The sequence below is a fragment of the Acidocella sp. genome (genome assembly GCF_052326845.1).
Lineage (GTDB): Bacteria > Pseudomonadota > Alphaproteobacteria > Acetobacterales > Acetobacteraceae > Acidocella.
Genome location: NZ_JBKQJR010000041.1, coordinates 1 through 14,288, shown reverse-complemented (window position 1 = coordinate 14,288; position 14,288 = coordinate 1). Strand labels below are relative to the sequence as shown.

The window sequence follows — 14,288 nt, the reverse complement described above, 5'->3', positions numbered from 1 at the left end:
CGCGCGGCGCATCCTGTGCGAAGTGCATGAGGGCCAGAGCCTCACGGCCGGCCAGCGCTTCGGCATCATCCGCTTCGGCAGCCGTACCGACCTGTATCTGCCCGAGGGTTGCACCCCGCTGGTGGCGGTCGGCCAGCGCATGATCGGCGGCGAGACGGTGATCGCCGAGCTGCCTGCCGCGCCATGATTCCACCGCGCCGCCGCCACCGGCTGCCCCGCCGGCAGCGTTTCTCGGGCCTGAGCTTCAACCGCATGCTGCCCAACCTGATGACGCTGCTCGGGTTGTGCATCGGGCTCTCGGCCATCCGGTTTGGTATGCAGGACCGCTACGGCGCGGCGGTGATCGCCATTGCCGTGTCGATGGTGATCGACGGGCTGGACGGGCGGCTGGCACGCATGCTGAAGGCGACCTCGCGCTTGGGCGCGGAGTTGGACAGTCTGTCTGACTTCCTCTGCTTCGGCGTGGCCCCGGCGCTGCTGCTGTATATGTGGTCGCTGCAATCGCTGGGGGCGATGGGCTTCCTGCCGCCGCTGATGTTCGCCTCTTGCATGGCGTTGCGTCTGGCGCGCTTCAACGCGGCGCTGGACTCCGCGCCGAAAGCCGCCTTCGCCTATAATTTCTTTACCGGCGTGCCGGCCCCGGCGGGTGCCGCGCTGGCGCTGTTCCCGCTCTTCGTGGGGCTGGAGGCGGATCAGCTCGGCTTGAGCTGGCTGCACCAGCTGGCGGCGTTTCCCCTGTTCACCGGGGCGGTGCTGGTGGTGGGGGGGGGGTTGAGCGTCTCCACCCTGCCGGTGTGGAGCTTCAAGAACTTCAAGATCCCCAATGCGGGGTTGCTGCCGATGCTGCTCGGCGTGGTGGTGCTGGCGTCGCTGATCCTCGCCGACCCGTATCTGGCAGGCGCGCTGCTGGCGCTGGCCTATATGGTGATGCTGCCGTTCAGCTTGCGCAGTTACCGCAAGCTGGCGCGCCAGGCGGAAGCGCGCCGCGCCGCCGCCGAGGATGTCGTAGAAGCCTAATCTTCTACGACATCCGTGTCCGGCCGGTCGGCACCGAGCGCCAGCTCGGTGTGCCATTTTCCGTCCTCGGTCTGGTACTCGATATAGGTGCTCTCGCCCGGCACGCGCTGCTCATTGGCCACCCGGCGCGCGGCTTTCAGCGCCGCGTCATGCGTGCGGAAGGTCTCGGAATAGGCGCCGTTCAGGGTGTAGGCCCAGCCGCCATCATGCGGCACGACTTTATAGTGGAAGTTGCTGCTCATTTTGGCGCTCCTTGTTTTGGGGCCAATATAAACATTTCAGCGCAACCTTGCCATGGCCAGGGTATCGGCGAAGGCGCCCTGGCGGAACACGTCGGCGCGCTTGCGCCCCTCCACCACGAACCCATGCGCGGCATAAAGGGGGATGGCGGTGTCGTTGTCGGCCAGGACGTTGAGCGTGAGGCGGCGCAGGTTGAGCCAGTTATCTGCGATGTCGAGCAGAGCGCCGAGCAGCGCCCGCCCGATGCCGCGCCGGGCCCAGGCATCATGCACGGCGAGCAGGGCGATGTCGCCCGTATGCGCCTGGCGGCGCTTGCCCATGGTGAGCGCGGCGACGCCGCAAATTGTATCCCCCGCCACAGCGACGATGACCTTGAACTCTTCCGGCGGCTCGGCCAGATGGCGGTTCAGCTCCGGATCGGAAAACGGCGGACGCAGCGTGTAGTGGCGCACGATGGGCTGGTTGAGGATGGCGGTGATGCCTTCCAGATCCCCGGGTTCGGCGGCGCGCAGGTGCCAGGGCAGATCCGGCGCCGGTGCGGACGGTGGCGGCGGGGTGGAGGTATCGGGCGTCAGCCCGGGGCGGATGCGCGCCATGAGACAGGAGTCCGCATAGGCGCCAGCCCGGAACGCATCCTGCCGCTCATGCGCCTCTACCTCGAACCCGAACTTGCGGTACAGCGCCAGGGCGGGGGCATTGTCCGCATACACGCCCAGTTCCAGCCGGTGCAGGTTGAGCCAGTTGTCGGCAAGGTCGATGAGCGCCGCGAACAAGGCGGTGCCCACCCCTTTGCCCTGATGGTCATCGGCCACCATGATGCCAAGTTCCGCGGCATGGGCGCGGCGGGGCGCCTTGGCGCGGATCAGGCTGGCTGTGCCGATGACGCGCTCCCCCGCGCAGGCGACGAGACTTGTCTTCTCCGGCCCGGTGGCGGCGATATAGGCGCGGCTACGCGCCACGCTCTCGAACGGCAAAGCGAGGATGTTGGGGCGCACGCCCGGCATGTTGCGCAGCGAGGCGATGGCTTCGGCGTCGCCCGGTGTGGTGGCGCGGATGGTGAAGTTCATGCGCTGTGCTGAACCTCGATGGTGACATGCGACAGCGTGCTGAACTCCTCCAGCCGCGCGCGGTAATATTGTACATCCCGGCTCGAGGCGGTCTGCACCGAGAGTATGGCGCCGAGATGTCCGGGGCCCAGGCGCCATAGATGGAAATCGGCGAGCAGGTCGCCTTCTTTCTCCACCAGCGTGCGCAGGGCCTGCGCCATCTGCGCGTCGGGCGTCATGTCCAGCAGGATCGCCCCGGTGTCCCGTACTAGCGTTACCGCCCAGCTGGCGATGACGACGGCGCCGAGGATGCCGGCCAGCGGGTCCATCCAGAGCCAGCCGAAGAGCTTCGCCAGCACCAGGCCGAAGATCACCGCCACGGAGACGGCGGCATCGGCCATCACGTGCACCATGGCGGCGCGCATGTTGTTGTCCTGGTGGTGCTTGTGGTCGTGGTCATGGTCATGGTCGTCGTCATGATCGTGGCCGTGATGGCCATGGTGGTGCCCGGCGCCGAGCAGCCAGGCGGAGAGCACGTTCACGCCCAGGCCGAGCACCGCGATGGGAATCGCCTCGGCGAAATGGATATGCACCGGGGAGAAGAAGCGGCGCACGGCCTCGGCGCCGATGCCGATGGCGATGACGCCGAGGATGATGGCGCTGGTGAAGCCCGCGAGATCGCCAAGCTTGCCGGTGCCGAAGGAGAAGCGCGGGTCCTGCGCATGGCGGCGGGCGAAGGTGTAGGCCAACGCCGCCAGCAGCAACGCCCCGGCATGGGTACTCATGTGCAGGCCGTCGGCCACCAGGGCGATGGAGCCGAACCACAGCCCGCCGACGATCTCCAGCACCATCATCGCGGTGCAGACCCAGATCACCGCCCATGTGCGGCGCTCGTTGCTCTCATGCCCCTGGCCGAGGAACACGTGCGACTGCCCCGGCGTTTGCGCGCCCGCCGTGAATTCAAAGCCGGACATTGCACTCTCCAAATTGCTGCGCTTGTGTTGCCCGTATTTTAGGGTGCGCAGCTTGCCGCCACAAGCGCGTGGCGCGTATGGTCCCGGCCCGGATACACACAGCGCCAGGAACAGGCTGTCACCATGAATATCGCAATGATTGTCGCGGCGGGGCGGGGCTACCGGCTCGGCGGGCCGCTGCCCAAGCAATATCTCACCCTTGGCGGGCAGCCGATCCTGCGCCGCACGATCACGGCGCTCGCCAGTCATAAGGATGTCGACGCGGTGCAGGTGCTGATCCACCCGGATGACGTGGCGCTGTACGAGGCGGCCGTGGAAGGGCTGGAGAAGCTGCCCCCGGTGCTGTTCGGCGGCGCCACGCGCCAGGATTCGGCGCGGCTGGGGCTGGAGGGAATCGCCGGGCTGAAGCCCGAGAAGGTGCTGATCCACGACGCGGTGCGCCCCTTTATCGCTCCGGAGACCATCACCGCCGCGCTGGCGGCGCTGGACCGGGTGCCCGCGGTGGTCGTGGGTGTGCCGTTGGCGGATACGCTGAAGCGGGTGGAGAACGGCATCGTCACCGGCACGGTGGACCGCGCCGGGCTATGGCGGGCACAGACGCCCCAGGGCTTCCGCTATGCCGATATCCTGGCCGCGCACCGCCATGCGGTGGTGAGCGCGCCGGAGACGGAATTCACCGATGATTCGATGATCGCCGAGCATGCCGGGCTGCGGGTGGAAATGGTCGCGGGTACCGAGGATAATTTCAAGATCACCACGGCGTCGGACCTCGCCCGGGCGGAGTTCATGCTGCGCGGCTGATCCGTCCGTGCTAGGCTCATGGCAAGGAGACACGCCATGCGCCGCACCGCCTTGACCGCTATGCTGTTCGCTTTGTCCGCCATGCCCGCCGGGGCGCAGACCATGCTTACGATCGGCGCCACCGGCGAGACCGAGGCTGTGCCGGATGAGGCGGTGGCCTCGCTGACCGTGCATGCCGAGTTGCCCACCGCCTCCGCCGCGCAGGCCAGCGTGAATAAGCAAATGTCCAAGGTGCTCCCCCAGGCCCGCGCCGTGCCCGGCGTGGTGGTCACCACCGGCGCCTACACTGCCTTCCAGCAATTTCAGCCACCCGGGCAAAGTTCTCCTCCCACTTATCAGGCCAACCAGACGCTGCAATTAACGATGAAGGCGGCGGGGGGCGTGCCATCGGCCGCCTTCGCCGATCTGCTCGGCAACTTGCAGCAGCAGGGGGTGCTGATGAACAATCTCGGCGGCGATCTCTCCGCCACGGCGCGCACGGCGGCGCAGCAGCAGGCAATAGTGGCCGCGCTGGATCAGATCGAGGCGCAGGCGGAGGCGGTGGCGGCGCAACTGCATGAGCGCGTCGGCCCGGTGAAGACGCTGACCGTGAATGCCGCGCCTCCGCCCCGCCCGGTGCCGATGATGGCCATGGCCGTGGGTGGGGCTGCACCGCCGGTCTCGGCGCCGGGTAACATCCAGGTCTCGGCGGATGTAACGGCGACCATCGAACTCGACGCGGCGCAGAATTAGCCCGGTACGCGTATCCCGCTCAGCCCGGCCCTGAGTGCCGCCAGGATATCGGGCAGCGCCAGCGCGACGCAGCCCGCCGTGGGCGCGTAATCCGCCGTGGCCACGTGGAAGAAGATGGCCGAGCCTCGCCCGGGGGTGACGGGATCGAGATTCCAGTCCAGCACGCCGATCACGTCGTAAACATGATCGTTGCGCCAGAGTTCCTCGTGGCTGGCAGCGTAGGGCAGGCGCACGGGCTTGTTGTAGGCCGGGTCGGCCGGATCGTCGCACCAGCCATCCAGCGGGCCGATGGGCTCCAGCAGCACGGCGCAGGCGGGCGGGGGGATGCGGTCGGCCCGGTAGAGCACGCGCACCAGGCGCAAAAACCCGGACGGAGTGGCGCCGTCGCCTTCGCGCTTCTGCGTGGCGGGGATGACGCCCGAGCGCCCATGCGCGGCGCGGAAGCTATGCCCGGCGCCGGTGAGCAGGCCGTCCTGGAGCAGGAACTCAACCAATGAGGTGGCCAAAGCGCCGCGCCTTGGTCTCCAGATAGGCATCGTTCACGCCGTTGGGGGCGAATTCATGCGGCACGCGCTCGAGGATCTCGATGCCGCAGGCGGCGAGGCCCTTCACCTTCTCGGGGTTGTTGGTGAGCAGGCGGATCTTGTGGATGCCCAGAGCCTCCAGCATGGCGGCGGCAATGTGGAAATTGCGCTCATCGGCCTGCCAGCCGAGCGCGCGGTTGGCGTCCACCGTGTCCAGCCCCTGGTCCTGCAGCGTGTAGGCGCGCAGCTTGTTGATGAGCCCGATGCCGCGCCCCTCCTGCGCCAGATACAGCACCGCGCCCGCACCCGCCTGCGCCATGCTGGCGATGGCGCCTTGCAGTTGCGGGCCGCAATCGCAGCGCAGGCTGCCCAGCAGGTCGCCGGTGAAGCATTCGGAATGGATGCGCACCAGCGGGGCTTCCTGTTTCTCCGGCTCGCCGACGAGAATCGCCATGTGCTCGATGCCCTGGTCCAGCGCACGGAAGGCGATGAGTCTGGCGTCGCGCGCGGCGTCCAGCGGTACGGCGACTTCCGCCACCTTGGTCAGCGAGGCGGCGAGGTTGAGCGGGTAGGCGAGAAGATCGGCGGCAGGCACCGAAAGCAGATCTGCCCCCGCCTTCTGGCTGGCCCAGCCGGGCTTAACCTGGGCCACGACCACGGCGGGCAGCAGCCGGGCGAGCTTGGCCAGGGCCAGGGCGGCCTCGGCCTCGGGCGGGGCTTCGGTAGTCTCGAATTGCGGGAGGATTTGCTCCAGCGTCGGGTCGGCGGCGCGTTTAAGCGTCTGGGCGTCGATCAACGGCCTGGCCAGCCTCAGCGCGATGGCCGGGGCCTTGTCCGCCACCTCATGCTGCAGCACCGCCGCGGCACGGGACGGGCTGAGCAGCAGCATGGCCTGGCCGTTGGAGAGCGTGTCGATCAGGCGCAGCCCTTCGGCGCCCACGGTCTCGGCCGGGACGATGATGAGCGGGTGGCGCGCCGCCAGAACCACGGGCACGCCGCGCCTGGCCTCGGCGATGGCCCGGTGCACGGCCCGGGTGCGGGGGGGGCCGAGCGTGCCCCCCGCGATATGCGCAAGCTTTGTCATTACGTATCATCAAATAGGGTGTACTGGGGCGTCTGGCCAGAGAGGCTTACAGAGACCGGAAAACTCTGTATATTTGCCTTCAAGTATCAAGGAGGCACTCATGTCGGCCCAGCGTCCAATTCTCGTGGTGGATGATGACGATGCCCTGCGTTCCGCGCTGATCGAGCAGCTTGAGTTGGACGGAGAGTTCGCACCGGATCAGGCCAGCTGCCTGGCGGCGGCCGAGGCCAGGCTCGATGGTGACGGCGCGCGCTACGATGCGCTGCTGCTCGACGTGGGGCTGCCCGACGGCGATGGCCGCGATTTTTGCCGCCGGATGCGCGGCAAGGGCTTCAAGTCGCCGATCATCATGCTCACCGGCTCGGCCGAGGAGTCCGATGTGGTGCGCGGCCTCGATTCGGGGGCAAACGACTATATCGCCAAGCCGTTCCGGCTGAATGAGCTGCTGGCCCGGCTGCGGGCGCAGCTGCGCAGCTTCGAGACCTCGGAGGATGCGGTCTTCACCCTCGGGCCGTACACGTTCCGCCCCTCGGCGCGCCAGCTCATCGATGCCGACGGCAAGCGCATCCGCCTGACCGACAAGGAAACCGCGATCCTGAAGTTCCTCTACCGGGCCGAGGGCAAGCCGATCTCGCGCCAGGTGCTGCTGAACGAGGTGTGGGGCTACAACGCGGCGGTGACGACGCATACGCTGGAGACGCATGTGTACCGGCTACGGCAGAAGATCGAGCCGGACACGGCGACCTCCCGCCTGTTGCTGACGGAAAGCGGCGGCTACAGGCTGAATCCTTAAGCTCCGAGTTTCCTGGCCGCTTCGGCGGCGCACAGCTCGAACACGTCCAGCGCGTCGAACTCGCGGGAGCGCCCGTCCGGTGGCAGGGTGAGGCTGCTCCCGCTGCCATATTCCACCGCGCCCTGGATCATCAGGTTGTCCACCAGGCCGAAATTCTCCACCTCCAGCCCGGGCGCGGGGTCGGGGCTGGCGGCCATCTGCGCCAGGGAGCGGGCGGCGAAATCCTCGGCGCTGTTGGAGTAGCCGAAGACCAGCCTGCCCTGGCCGAGGAACCAGCCAAGCTCGACCAGCGTGCCGGCATCGGCCGAGGCGCCGCGAAACGGCGTGAGGTTGGCGATGATCAGGTCGCAGCCCTGCATCATGGCGATGTCGTCGAGATAAATCTGCCGCCAGAGCTGGGCCGGGGGCAAAGTGAGGTCCAGCCCCGGGTTGAACGGCGAGATGCCGGTGAGCCCATGGCGGGCGCAGATGGCGATTTTCGCCGCCGCCTGCGCCGCGGCGTTGGGCAGGAACACATCCGGTCCGGCGAGATAGGCTTTGGGCGCGGTCATCATGGGCTACCTTGGGGGATTCGCTCCCAGTCTGCCCGGATTCGGGGGCGGATGAAAATGGGGTCAGCCGCCCGGCGCCAGTACCGCGGTGCCGTGCGTGAGTTGCGTGGGCGCGGGCGTGGCGGCGGCCGCGCGCAACGCCTCCGGCAGGGTGGCATACACCGCTGCGGACCAGTCAGGGTCGTAGAAACTGGCGCCGTCCCAGCCCATGTCCACGCGGGAGAATTGCTCGCGCAGGCCGCGATCGGGCAACAGGTGCCGGTAGAACTGGAAGCTCGCCGCGAGCGCGTTGACCTCGCGGATCAGGTCCCGGTTCTGCGCCTGGCGGTGGCCGTCCGGCCGGAACACCGGCGCGGCGGCGGGGCGGAGCAGCATGATGCTCTCGCGCGCCAGCTGGGTGGCGATGCGGCGGAAGATCTCATTGGAATTGTGCCGCAGGCTGCCCCAGCCATGCGCAAGGCAGATATGGTAGCGCCCGGCCGTCTCGTGGAAGGTGACCATGCACTCGATGCCTGTATCCACCGGGCCGAAACGCCGCCAGGTGGAGATGACGGTGGTTTTTTCGGCAAAGGCGGCGAGGCCGTGGGGCTGGCCGGTCGGCAGCCGGGTTTTGTATTCCAGCGATCCCTCGCGCCGGTGCTGAGCGGCACGCTCGCAGGCTTCATCCACCTCCGCGATGCTGGTGAACGCGGCGAAATCCGGAATGACCGCGAAGCCGTCCCCGGCGTCTTCCAGCGTGGCGAAGCGCCTGGCGGCATATTCGGCGATGCTGCGAAACTGAGATAGCCGCGCCGCTGCCAGCTCATTCTTGGCTGCGGTCAGGCGGTCCAGCGCGGCGCGGTGCCTGGGTGAGCCGAAGCCCGCGGCCATTGCCGCGTCGCACAGCATTTGCGCGCGGGCATAATAAGCCTCGGCCGTGGCGATGCGGCCGGCCCAGTCCGGGTCGTAATGCGGGTTCGCGTGTTCGGCCATTTCCAGAAGCGAGCATAGCAGGATTGTAACGGCGGGGTTAAAAAATTCGTTCCGGGATTGCGCCGGATTCAGATGACCGCGTCGCGGGTCTGCTCGCGCAAAAGCGTCATCAGCCCGGCGAAGGCTTCCTCCAGCGTCTTGCCGGATGTGTTGAAGGCGCAATCGGCCTTGGCATAGAAGCTGGCCCGGCTTTCCAGCGTCAGACGGATATCATCGACGCCATTGCGGTTGCCCGGCATCATCCGCTGGTCGCCCTGCGCCAGCACGCGGTTGAAATGATCCTCCGGGTCGGCCTGCAGCCATACGGTGAAGCAGGTGTGCAGCAGCAGGTCGAAGGTCGCGGTATCCCCCACCAGCCCGCCGGCGGTGGCGATGACGCAGGCATCATGCGTGAGCAGCGTTTCCTCCAGGGCCTCGCGCTCATAGCGGCGATAGGCGTTGGAGCCGTACAGCGCCTGGATCTCGACCGGGGCACAGCCGGCGAGGCGGGTGATCTCGGATCGTAGCTCGATGAACGGCACGCCGAGTTCCGCCGCCGCCATCTGGCCCAGCGTGGATTTGCCCGCGCCGCGCAAGCCCACGAGGGCGATGCGGTGGCGCCGGTTCTGCGCCGCCCCGGCAGTGCCGAACAGGTCGGAGAGCGCGTGGTACGCCTCGGTCAGCTCGTGTGGCTCGCGCCCGTGCAGCAGGCGGCGGATCATCAGCCATTCCGGCGACGCGGTGGTCTCATCCCCCAGCAGCTCGGCGAGGGAACAGTCCAGCGCCGTGGCGACGTTGGCAAGCACCAGCACGGAGATGTTGCCTGTGCCGGATTCGAGATTGGCGAGATGGCGCTCGGACACGCCAGCCTCCTCGGACAGAATGCGGCGGGTCATCCCGCGGCGGGCACGCAACAGCTTCACGCGCTGGCCTAGTCCAGGGAGAAGGTCAGAATCAGTAGGGGGGATCATTAAAGCTTCAATTCGGAAACGGTGGGTGACGTTAGCAGTTTTTTGCGCGCCGCGGAAGCGCCTGACAAATATTACTTGAATTATATTGCATAATGATACGCTGGCAAGACAGTTGGGCCGAATTAGGGCAGGTCTTGGCAAGGTTGGGGGCAGGTGCCATGTCTTGGTTTATGACAGAACATCATGATCCGGTCGGCTGGCATGGCACGACTATTCTTTCCGTGCGCCGCAATGGCCAAGTGGTGGTGGCGGGCGACGGGCAGGTAAGCCTGGGCAATACCGTGGTGAAGGGCAATGCCCGCAAGGTGCGGCGCATCGGCAATGGCAGTGTCATCGCCGGGTTCGCGGGCGCCACGGCGGATGCCTTCACCCTGCTGGAGCGGCTGGAGGCGAAGTTGGAGCGCTTCCCCAACCAACTGGAACGCGCCTGCGTGGAGCTGGCCAAGGACTGGCGCATGGACCGCTATCTGCGCCGGCTGGAGGCGATGCTGATCGTCGCCGACAAGGAGCGCGGCTTCACCCTCACCGGCAATGGCGACGTGCTGGAGCCGAGCGACGGCGTCATCGCCATTGGCTCCGGCGGCAATTACGCCTTGTCCGCGGCCCGGGCGCTGATGACGGTGCCGGACCTCACGGCCGAGGAGATCGCCCGCCGGGCGATGAAGATCGCCGCGGATATATGCATCTACACCAACGAAAACCTGATTGTAGAAACCATCTGATGGATGCTCCTGTTTACTCGCCCCGCGAGATCGTCTCCGAGCTTGACCGCTTCATCATCGGCCAGAACGACGCCAAGCGCGCCGTGGCCATCGCGCTGCGCAACCGCTGGCGCCGCCTGCAGCTGAGCGATGACATGCGCGACGAGGTGGTGCCGAAGAACATCCTGATGATCGGGCCCACGGGCTGCGGCAAGACCGAGATCGCCCGCCGCCTCGCCAAGCTGGCCCAGGCGCCGTTCATCAAGGTGGAGGCCACGAAGTTCACCGAGGTCGGCTATGTCGGCCGCGACGTGGAAAGCATCGTGCGCGACCTGGTGGAGGCCAGCATCACCATGCTGCGCGAGCAGAACCGCAAGGGCGTCGAAGCGAAAGCGGAGCTGAACGCCGAGGAACGCCTGATCTCCGCGCTGGTGGGCGAGGGGGCTTCCGCCGATACGCGGGTGAAGTTCCGCCGCATGCTGCGCGCCGGCGAGATGGAGGACAAGGAGATCGAGATCGCCGTGGGCGAGACCTCCGGTACGCCGATCGGGATGATCGACCTGCCCAACATGCCGCAGGGCGGGGCGATCAACCTTGGCGATATGATGAAGGGCATGTTCGGCCGCCCGGCGCAGAAGAAAAAGATGCGCGTGGACGAGGCCCGCCGCGCCCTGCATCGCGAGGAAGCCGACAAGCTGCTGGACACGGAGGCCCTGACCAAGGACGCGCTGCGCCATGCCGAGCAGAACGGCATCGTGTTCCTCGACGAGATCGACAAGATCTGCGCCAAAAGCGAGGGCGGGTTCCGGGGCGCCGATGTCTCGCGCGAGGGCGTGCAGCGCGACCTGCTGCCGCTAATCGAGGGTACCACCGTCTCCACCAAATACGGGCCAGTGAAGACGGACTATATCCTGTTCATCGCCTCCGGCGCTTTCCATGTGGCCAAGCCGGCTGACCTGCTGCCCGAGTTGCAGGGCCGCTTGCCGATCCGCGTGGAGCTGAACTCGCTCTCGCGCGAGGATTTCAGGCGCATTCTCACCGATACCGAGCATTCGCTGCTCAAGCAGTACACCGCGCTGCTGGGGACCGAGAACGTGACGCTGAACTTCACCGATGACGCGGTGGATGCCATTGCCGGGCTCGCCTACGACATCAACGACCGGGTGGAGAATATCGGCGCCCGGCGCTTGGCCACGGTGATCGAGCGGCTCCTGGAGGAGATCAGCTTCGCCGCCAGCGACCGCTCCGGCGACACCGTGGCGGTGGATGCCGCCTATGTGAATGAGCGCGTGGCCCCGCTGGCGGCAAAGGGCGACCTTTCCCGCTTCATCCTGTAAAGGTGACGGTTGCGGGAAAGTTCAACACCGGGGGCTTTCAGCGGCGCGGAAAACGCCGCTAAAGCCCCCGCCATGAACAAGTTGGCTGGGTTGTTGACGGCGCTGACGGCGCTGACGGCGCTGGGTATCGCCTATTTCGCGCAATACGGGCTGTTGTTGACGCCATGTGAACTCTGCCTGTGGGAGCGTTGGCCGTACCGCATCGTGGCGGCGCTTGGCCTGCTGGCCGCCCTGGGCAAGCCCAGGACCACGCGGCTGCTGCTGGCCCTGGCCGGGCTGGTGATGCTGGGCGATGTGGGCATCGCCTTCCTGCATGTGGGGGTGGAGTTCAACTGGTGGAACTCGCCGCTGCCGGAATGCAACGGCGCGCTGGTGCCGGGTCAGCCACTGCCGCTGATTCCCGCCACGCCCTGCGATAGGCCGGTTTACCTGATCCCGGGTCTGCCCGTTTCCATGGCGATGATGGATATGTGCGCCGCGCTGGTGTTTGCCGTGGCGCTGCTGGCCTATGTGGCGCGCAAGAGGAGAGTGTTCCGATGAGCGATGATGTGAAGAAGTTCATCCGCGTGGACCATGCCGGCGAGTACGGCGCGGCGCGGATCTATGCCGGGCAGCTTGCCGTGCTGGGCCGGGGCAAGCACGGGCCGCAGCTGGAGCACATGAAGGCGCAGGAGCAGGTGCATCTGGACACCTTCGCCGAGATGATCGCGCGCCGCCGGGTGCGCCCCACCGCGATGCTGCCGTTCTGGCATGTCGCCGGGTTCGCGCTCGGTGCGGTGACGGCGGCCATCGGGCCCGAGGCGGCGATGGCCTGCACCGTGGCGGTGGAGGAGACCATCGACGCCCATTACGCAGCACAGCGCGACACGCTGGGCGAGGATGAGGCGGATCTGCGCGACACCATCGAGATCTTCCGGCTGGAGGAAGTCGAGCACCGTGATATCGGGCTGGAGAACGGGGCCGAGCGGGCGCCGGCCTACAAGCTGCTCTCGGGGCTCATCCGGCTGGGCTGCAAAGCCGCCATCCGCATGAGCGAGGTCGTCTAGGCGGGGTTGGTGTCCGCCGCCATTGCCAGCACGGCCCAGGAGGGTCTGCCCCAGGGGGCACGCCAGCGCGCCATGTTCGGCATGGCCCTGGCCGTGCTGCTCTCCGTGCTGGACTATACCGTGGTCAACGTGGCGCTGCCGCGCATCGCGCTCAGCATTCACTGCACCGATTCCGCCGCCATCTGGGTCATCAACGCCTACCAGCTCATCACCGTGATCGCGCTGCTGCCGGTGGCAGCACTTGGCGACAGGCTGGGACATGCGCGTTTGTGCCGGGTGGGGCTGGCGCTGTTCGTCATCGCCTCGCTGTTCTGCGCTATTGCGCCGTCGCTGCTTGTGCTGGCGGCGGCCAGGGCGCTGCAAGGGCTGGGGGCGGCGTGCATCCTGGGCGTTAATGCCGCGCTGCTGCGCTATATCTATCCGCCGAATATGCTGGGCCGGGGCATCGCGCTCAACGGCCTCGTCATCGGGCTGGGCGTGGCCATCGGCCCGACCATCGCCGCCGCCGTACTGGCTGTCGCCACTTGGCCGTGGCTGTTCCTTATCAACCTGCCGCTTGGTGGTGCGGCGTTCTATTTCGCGCTCACCGCGCTGCCCGACACGCCGCGCCTCCCGGGCGGGTTCGACTATGCCAGCACCGTGCTGCTGGCTTTGGCCTTTGGCGGGGTCATCATCGGCGGCGACCGCTTCGCCCATGCCAGCGGCATCGGGCTCTCGCTGGCGCTGCTGGCCATGGGCGCGGTGAGCTTGGCGGCGCTGGTGCTGCGCCAGCTTGGCCGGAGCGACCCGTTGCTGCCGGTGGACCTGCTGGCGCGCGGCGGGTTCCGCACCGCCTTTCTCACCGGCTTCTTCGCCTTCATCGCCTCCAACTTCTTCATCATCCCCATGCCGTTCGCGCTGATGAACGTGCTGCATCGCGGCCCGGTGGCGACGGGCCTGCTCATCACGCCCTGGCCGCTGGCGATTGTTGCGGTGGCGCCGGTGGTCGGGCGGCTGGCGGACCGCTACCCGGCGGTGATCCTCTCTACCATCGGGCTCGCCATCACCGGCACCGGGTTCCTGCTGCTGCGGCTGATGCCGCCTGATCCCTCCAACCTCGACATCGCCTGGCGCATCTTCATGGCCGGGGCGGGGTTCGGGCTGTTCCAGCCGCCCAACAACAAGGCGATGATCGGCACTGTGCCGAAGCGCCGCATCGGCGGGGCGAGCGGCATGGTCTCGGTGGCGCGGCTGCTGGGGCAGACGGTGGGGGGCATGCTGGTGGCGCTCACCTTGGGGCTGGTGCGCGACGCGCCTTATGCCGCGTGCCTCGATTTCGCGGCCGGGACGGCCTATTTCGCCGCCACGATCAGTTTCAGCCGGGTGTTTGTCAGGGGCGGGTGAGGGGTGGGTTTCGACCGAGGCCGTGGAAAAACGCGAGTGCTGATCTAGGTGTAGTTGGCCCGATTGGGTTTGAACGATCGCACTGCGTTGGTGGGTTGAGAGTTCGCGCCGGATCGTTGGGCGTGATCAGGCTCTGA

General features: G+C 67.2%; 18 protein-coding genes. 10 read left to right on the top strand and 8 right to left on the bottom strand.

The window, feature by feature from the left end; genetic code table 11:
- Both ACLPJJ_RS02810 and ACLPJJ_RS02805 read left to right on the top strand, forming a co-directional pair.
- Positions 1–187: phosphatidylserine decarboxylase (locus tag ACLPJJ_RS02810; RefSeq protein ID WP_443589291.1), on the top strand; the 187-nt coding region annotated here is incomplete at its 5' end.
- Positions 184–1,017: a CDP-alcohol phosphatidyltransferase family protein gene (locus tag ACLPJJ_RS02805; RefSeq protein ID WP_443589290.1), complete on the top strand. Its 834-nt coding sequence runs from the start codon at positions 184–186 to the stop codon at positions 1,015–1,017. The genes ACLPJJ_RS02810 and ACLPJJ_RS02805, both read left to right, overlap by 4 nt.
- On the opposite strand, the gene ACLPJJ_RS02800 is transcribed toward ACLPJJ_RS02805, so the two are convergent.
- Genes ACLPJJ_RS02800 through dmeF form a run of 3 tightly spaced genes read right to left on the bottom strand, consistent with a single transcriptional unit; the run spans position 1,014 to position 3,277 of the window.
- Complete coding sequence (locus tag ACLPJJ_RS02800) at positions 1,014–1,259, bottom strand: DUF2188 domain-containing protein (RefSeq protein WP_443589289.1); 246 nt, start codon at positions 1,257–1,259, stop codon at positions 1,014–1,016. The two genes, ACLPJJ_RS02805 and ACLPJJ_RS02800, sit on opposite strands and share 4 nt — an antisense overlap.
- Positions 1,260–1,295: 36 nt before the next feature.
- Positions 1,296–2,324: a GNAT family N-acetyltransferase gene (locus tag ACLPJJ_RS02795; RefSeq protein WP_443589288.1), complete on the bottom strand. Its 1,029-nt coding sequence runs from the start codon at positions 2,322–2,324 to the stop codon at positions 1,296–1,298.
- Positions 2,321–3,277 carry a CDF family Co(II)/Ni(II) efflux transporter DmeF gene (gene dmeF, locus ACLPJJ_RS02790; RefSeq protein ID WP_443589287.1) on the bottom strand — a complete coding sequence of 319 codons (957 nt, stop codon included), beginning with the start codon at positions 3,275–3,277 and terminating at the stop codon, positions 2,321–2,323. Before dmeF ends, ACLPJJ_RS02795 begins: the two co-directional genes overlap by 4 nt.
- Before the next feature lie 123 nt (positions 3,278–3,400).
- Here dmeF and ispD point away from each other — a divergent pair, with 123 nt between their 5' ends.
- Both ispD and ACLPJJ_RS02780 read left to right on the top strand, forming a co-directional pair.
- Positions 3,401–4,078: a 2-C-methyl-D-erythritol 4-phosphate cytidylyltransferase gene (ispD, locus tag ACLPJJ_RS02785; protein ID WP_443589285.1), complete on the top strand. Its 678-nt coding sequence runs from the start codon at positions 3,401–3,403 to the stop codon at positions 4,076–4,078.
- Positions 4,079–4,114: 36 nt separating this feature from the next.
- On the top strand, positions 4,115–4,810 hold the full coding sequence (locus ACLPJJ_RS02780; RefSeq protein WP_443589283.1) for an SIMPL domain-containing protein: 696 nt from the start codon (positions 4,115–4,117) through the stop codon (positions 4,808–4,810).
- On the opposite strand, the gene ACLPJJ_RS02775 is transcribed toward ACLPJJ_RS02780, so the two are convergent.
- The gene (locus ACLPJJ_RS02775; RefSeq protein WP_443589281.1) at positions 4,807–5,316 is read right to left on the bottom strand and encodes a L,D-transpeptidase family protein; all 510 of its coding nucleotides are present in this window, start codon (positions 5,314–5,316) and stop codon (positions 4,807–4,809) included. The genes ACLPJJ_RS02780 and ACLPJJ_RS02775 overlap by 4 nt on opposite strands.
- Positions 5,297–6,418, bottom strand: a complete 1,122-nt coding sequence (gene ribA / locus ACLPJJ_RS02770) for a GTP cyclohydrolase II (RefSeq protein WP_443589279.1) — start codon at positions 6,416–6,418, stop codon at positions 5,297–5,299. Before ribA ends, ACLPJJ_RS02775 begins: the two co-directional genes overlap by 20 nt.
- A gap of 100 nt (positions 6,419–6,518) precedes the next feature.
- On the opposite strand from ribA, the gene ACLPJJ_RS02765 reads away from it, so the two are divergent.
- On the top strand, positions 6,519–7,211 hold the full coding sequence (locus ACLPJJ_RS02765; RefSeq protein WP_443589277.1) for a response regulator transcription factor: 693 nt from the start codon (positions 6,519–6,521) through the stop codon (positions 7,209–7,211).
- Here the strand turns inward: ACLPJJ_RS02765 and ACLPJJ_RS02760 are convergent.
- The 3 genes from ACLPJJ_RS02760 to ACLPJJ_RS02750 all read right to left on the bottom strand — a co-directional run bounded on the left by ACLPJJ_RS02760 (position 7,208) and on the right by ACLPJJ_RS02750 (position 9,684).
- Positions 7,208–7,762, bottom strand: coding sequence for a nucleoside 2-deoxyribosyltransferase (locus ACLPJJ_RS02760; protein ID WP_443589275.1), 555 nt, complete (start codon positions 7,760–7,762; stop codon positions 7,208–7,210). The two genes, ACLPJJ_RS02765 and ACLPJJ_RS02760, sit on opposite strands and share 4 nt — an antisense overlap.
- A 63-nt stretch (positions 7,763–7,825) precedes the next feature.
- Entirely contained in the window at positions 7,826–8,734 is a 909-nt protein-coding gene (locus tag ACLPJJ_RS02755; protein WP_443589273.1) for a hypothetical protein, read from the bottom strand.
- Between the two features lie 68 nt (positions 8,735–8,802).
- Positions 8,803–9,684, bottom strand: a complete 882-nt coding sequence (locus tag ACLPJJ_RS02750; RefSeq protein ID WP_443589271.1) for a helix-turn-helix transcriptional regulator — start codon at positions 9,682–9,684, stop codon at positions 8,803–8,805.
- Positions 9,685–9,854: 170 nt separating this feature from the next.
- On the opposite strand from ACLPJJ_RS02750, the gene hslV reads away from it, so the two are divergent.
- The 5 genes from hslV (at position 9,855) to ACLPJJ_RS02725 (ending at position 14,151) form a co-directional block, all read left to right on the top strand.
- Entirely contained in the window at positions 9,855–10,406 is a 552-nt protein-coding gene (gene hslV / locus ACLPJJ_RS02745) for an ATP-dependent protease subunit HslV (RefSeq protein WP_443589269.1), read from the top strand.
- Positions 10,406–11,722, top strand: coding sequence for an ATP-dependent protease ATPase subunit HslU (gene hslU / locus ACLPJJ_RS02740; protein ID WP_443589268.1), 1,317 nt, complete (start codon positions 10,406–10,408; stop codon positions 11,720–11,722). The genes hslV and hslU overlap by 1 nt, the downstream gene beginning before the upstream one ends.
- A 72-nt stretch (positions 11,723–11,794) precedes the next feature.
- Positions 11,795–12,262 carry a disulfide bond formation protein B gene (locus ACLPJJ_RS02735; RefSeq protein WP_443589266.1) on the top strand — a complete coding sequence of 156 codons (468 nt, stop codon included), beginning with the start codon at positions 11,795–11,797 and terminating at the stop codon, positions 12,260–12,262.
- On the top strand, positions 12,259–12,768 hold the full coding sequence (locus ACLPJJ_RS02730; RefSeq protein WP_443589264.1) for a demethoxyubiquinone hydroxylase family protein: 510 nt from the start codon (positions 12,259–12,261) through the stop codon (positions 12,766–12,768). Before ACLPJJ_RS02735 ends, ACLPJJ_RS02730 begins: the two co-directional genes overlap by 4 nt.
- Before the next feature lie 72 nt (positions 12,769–12,840).
- Positions 12,841–14,151, top strand: a complete 1,311-nt coding sequence (locus tag ACLPJJ_RS02725) for an MFS transporter (protein ID WP_443589292.1) — start codon at positions 12,841–12,843, stop codon at positions 14,149–14,151.
- Positions 14,152–14,288: the final 137 nt, after the last annotated feature.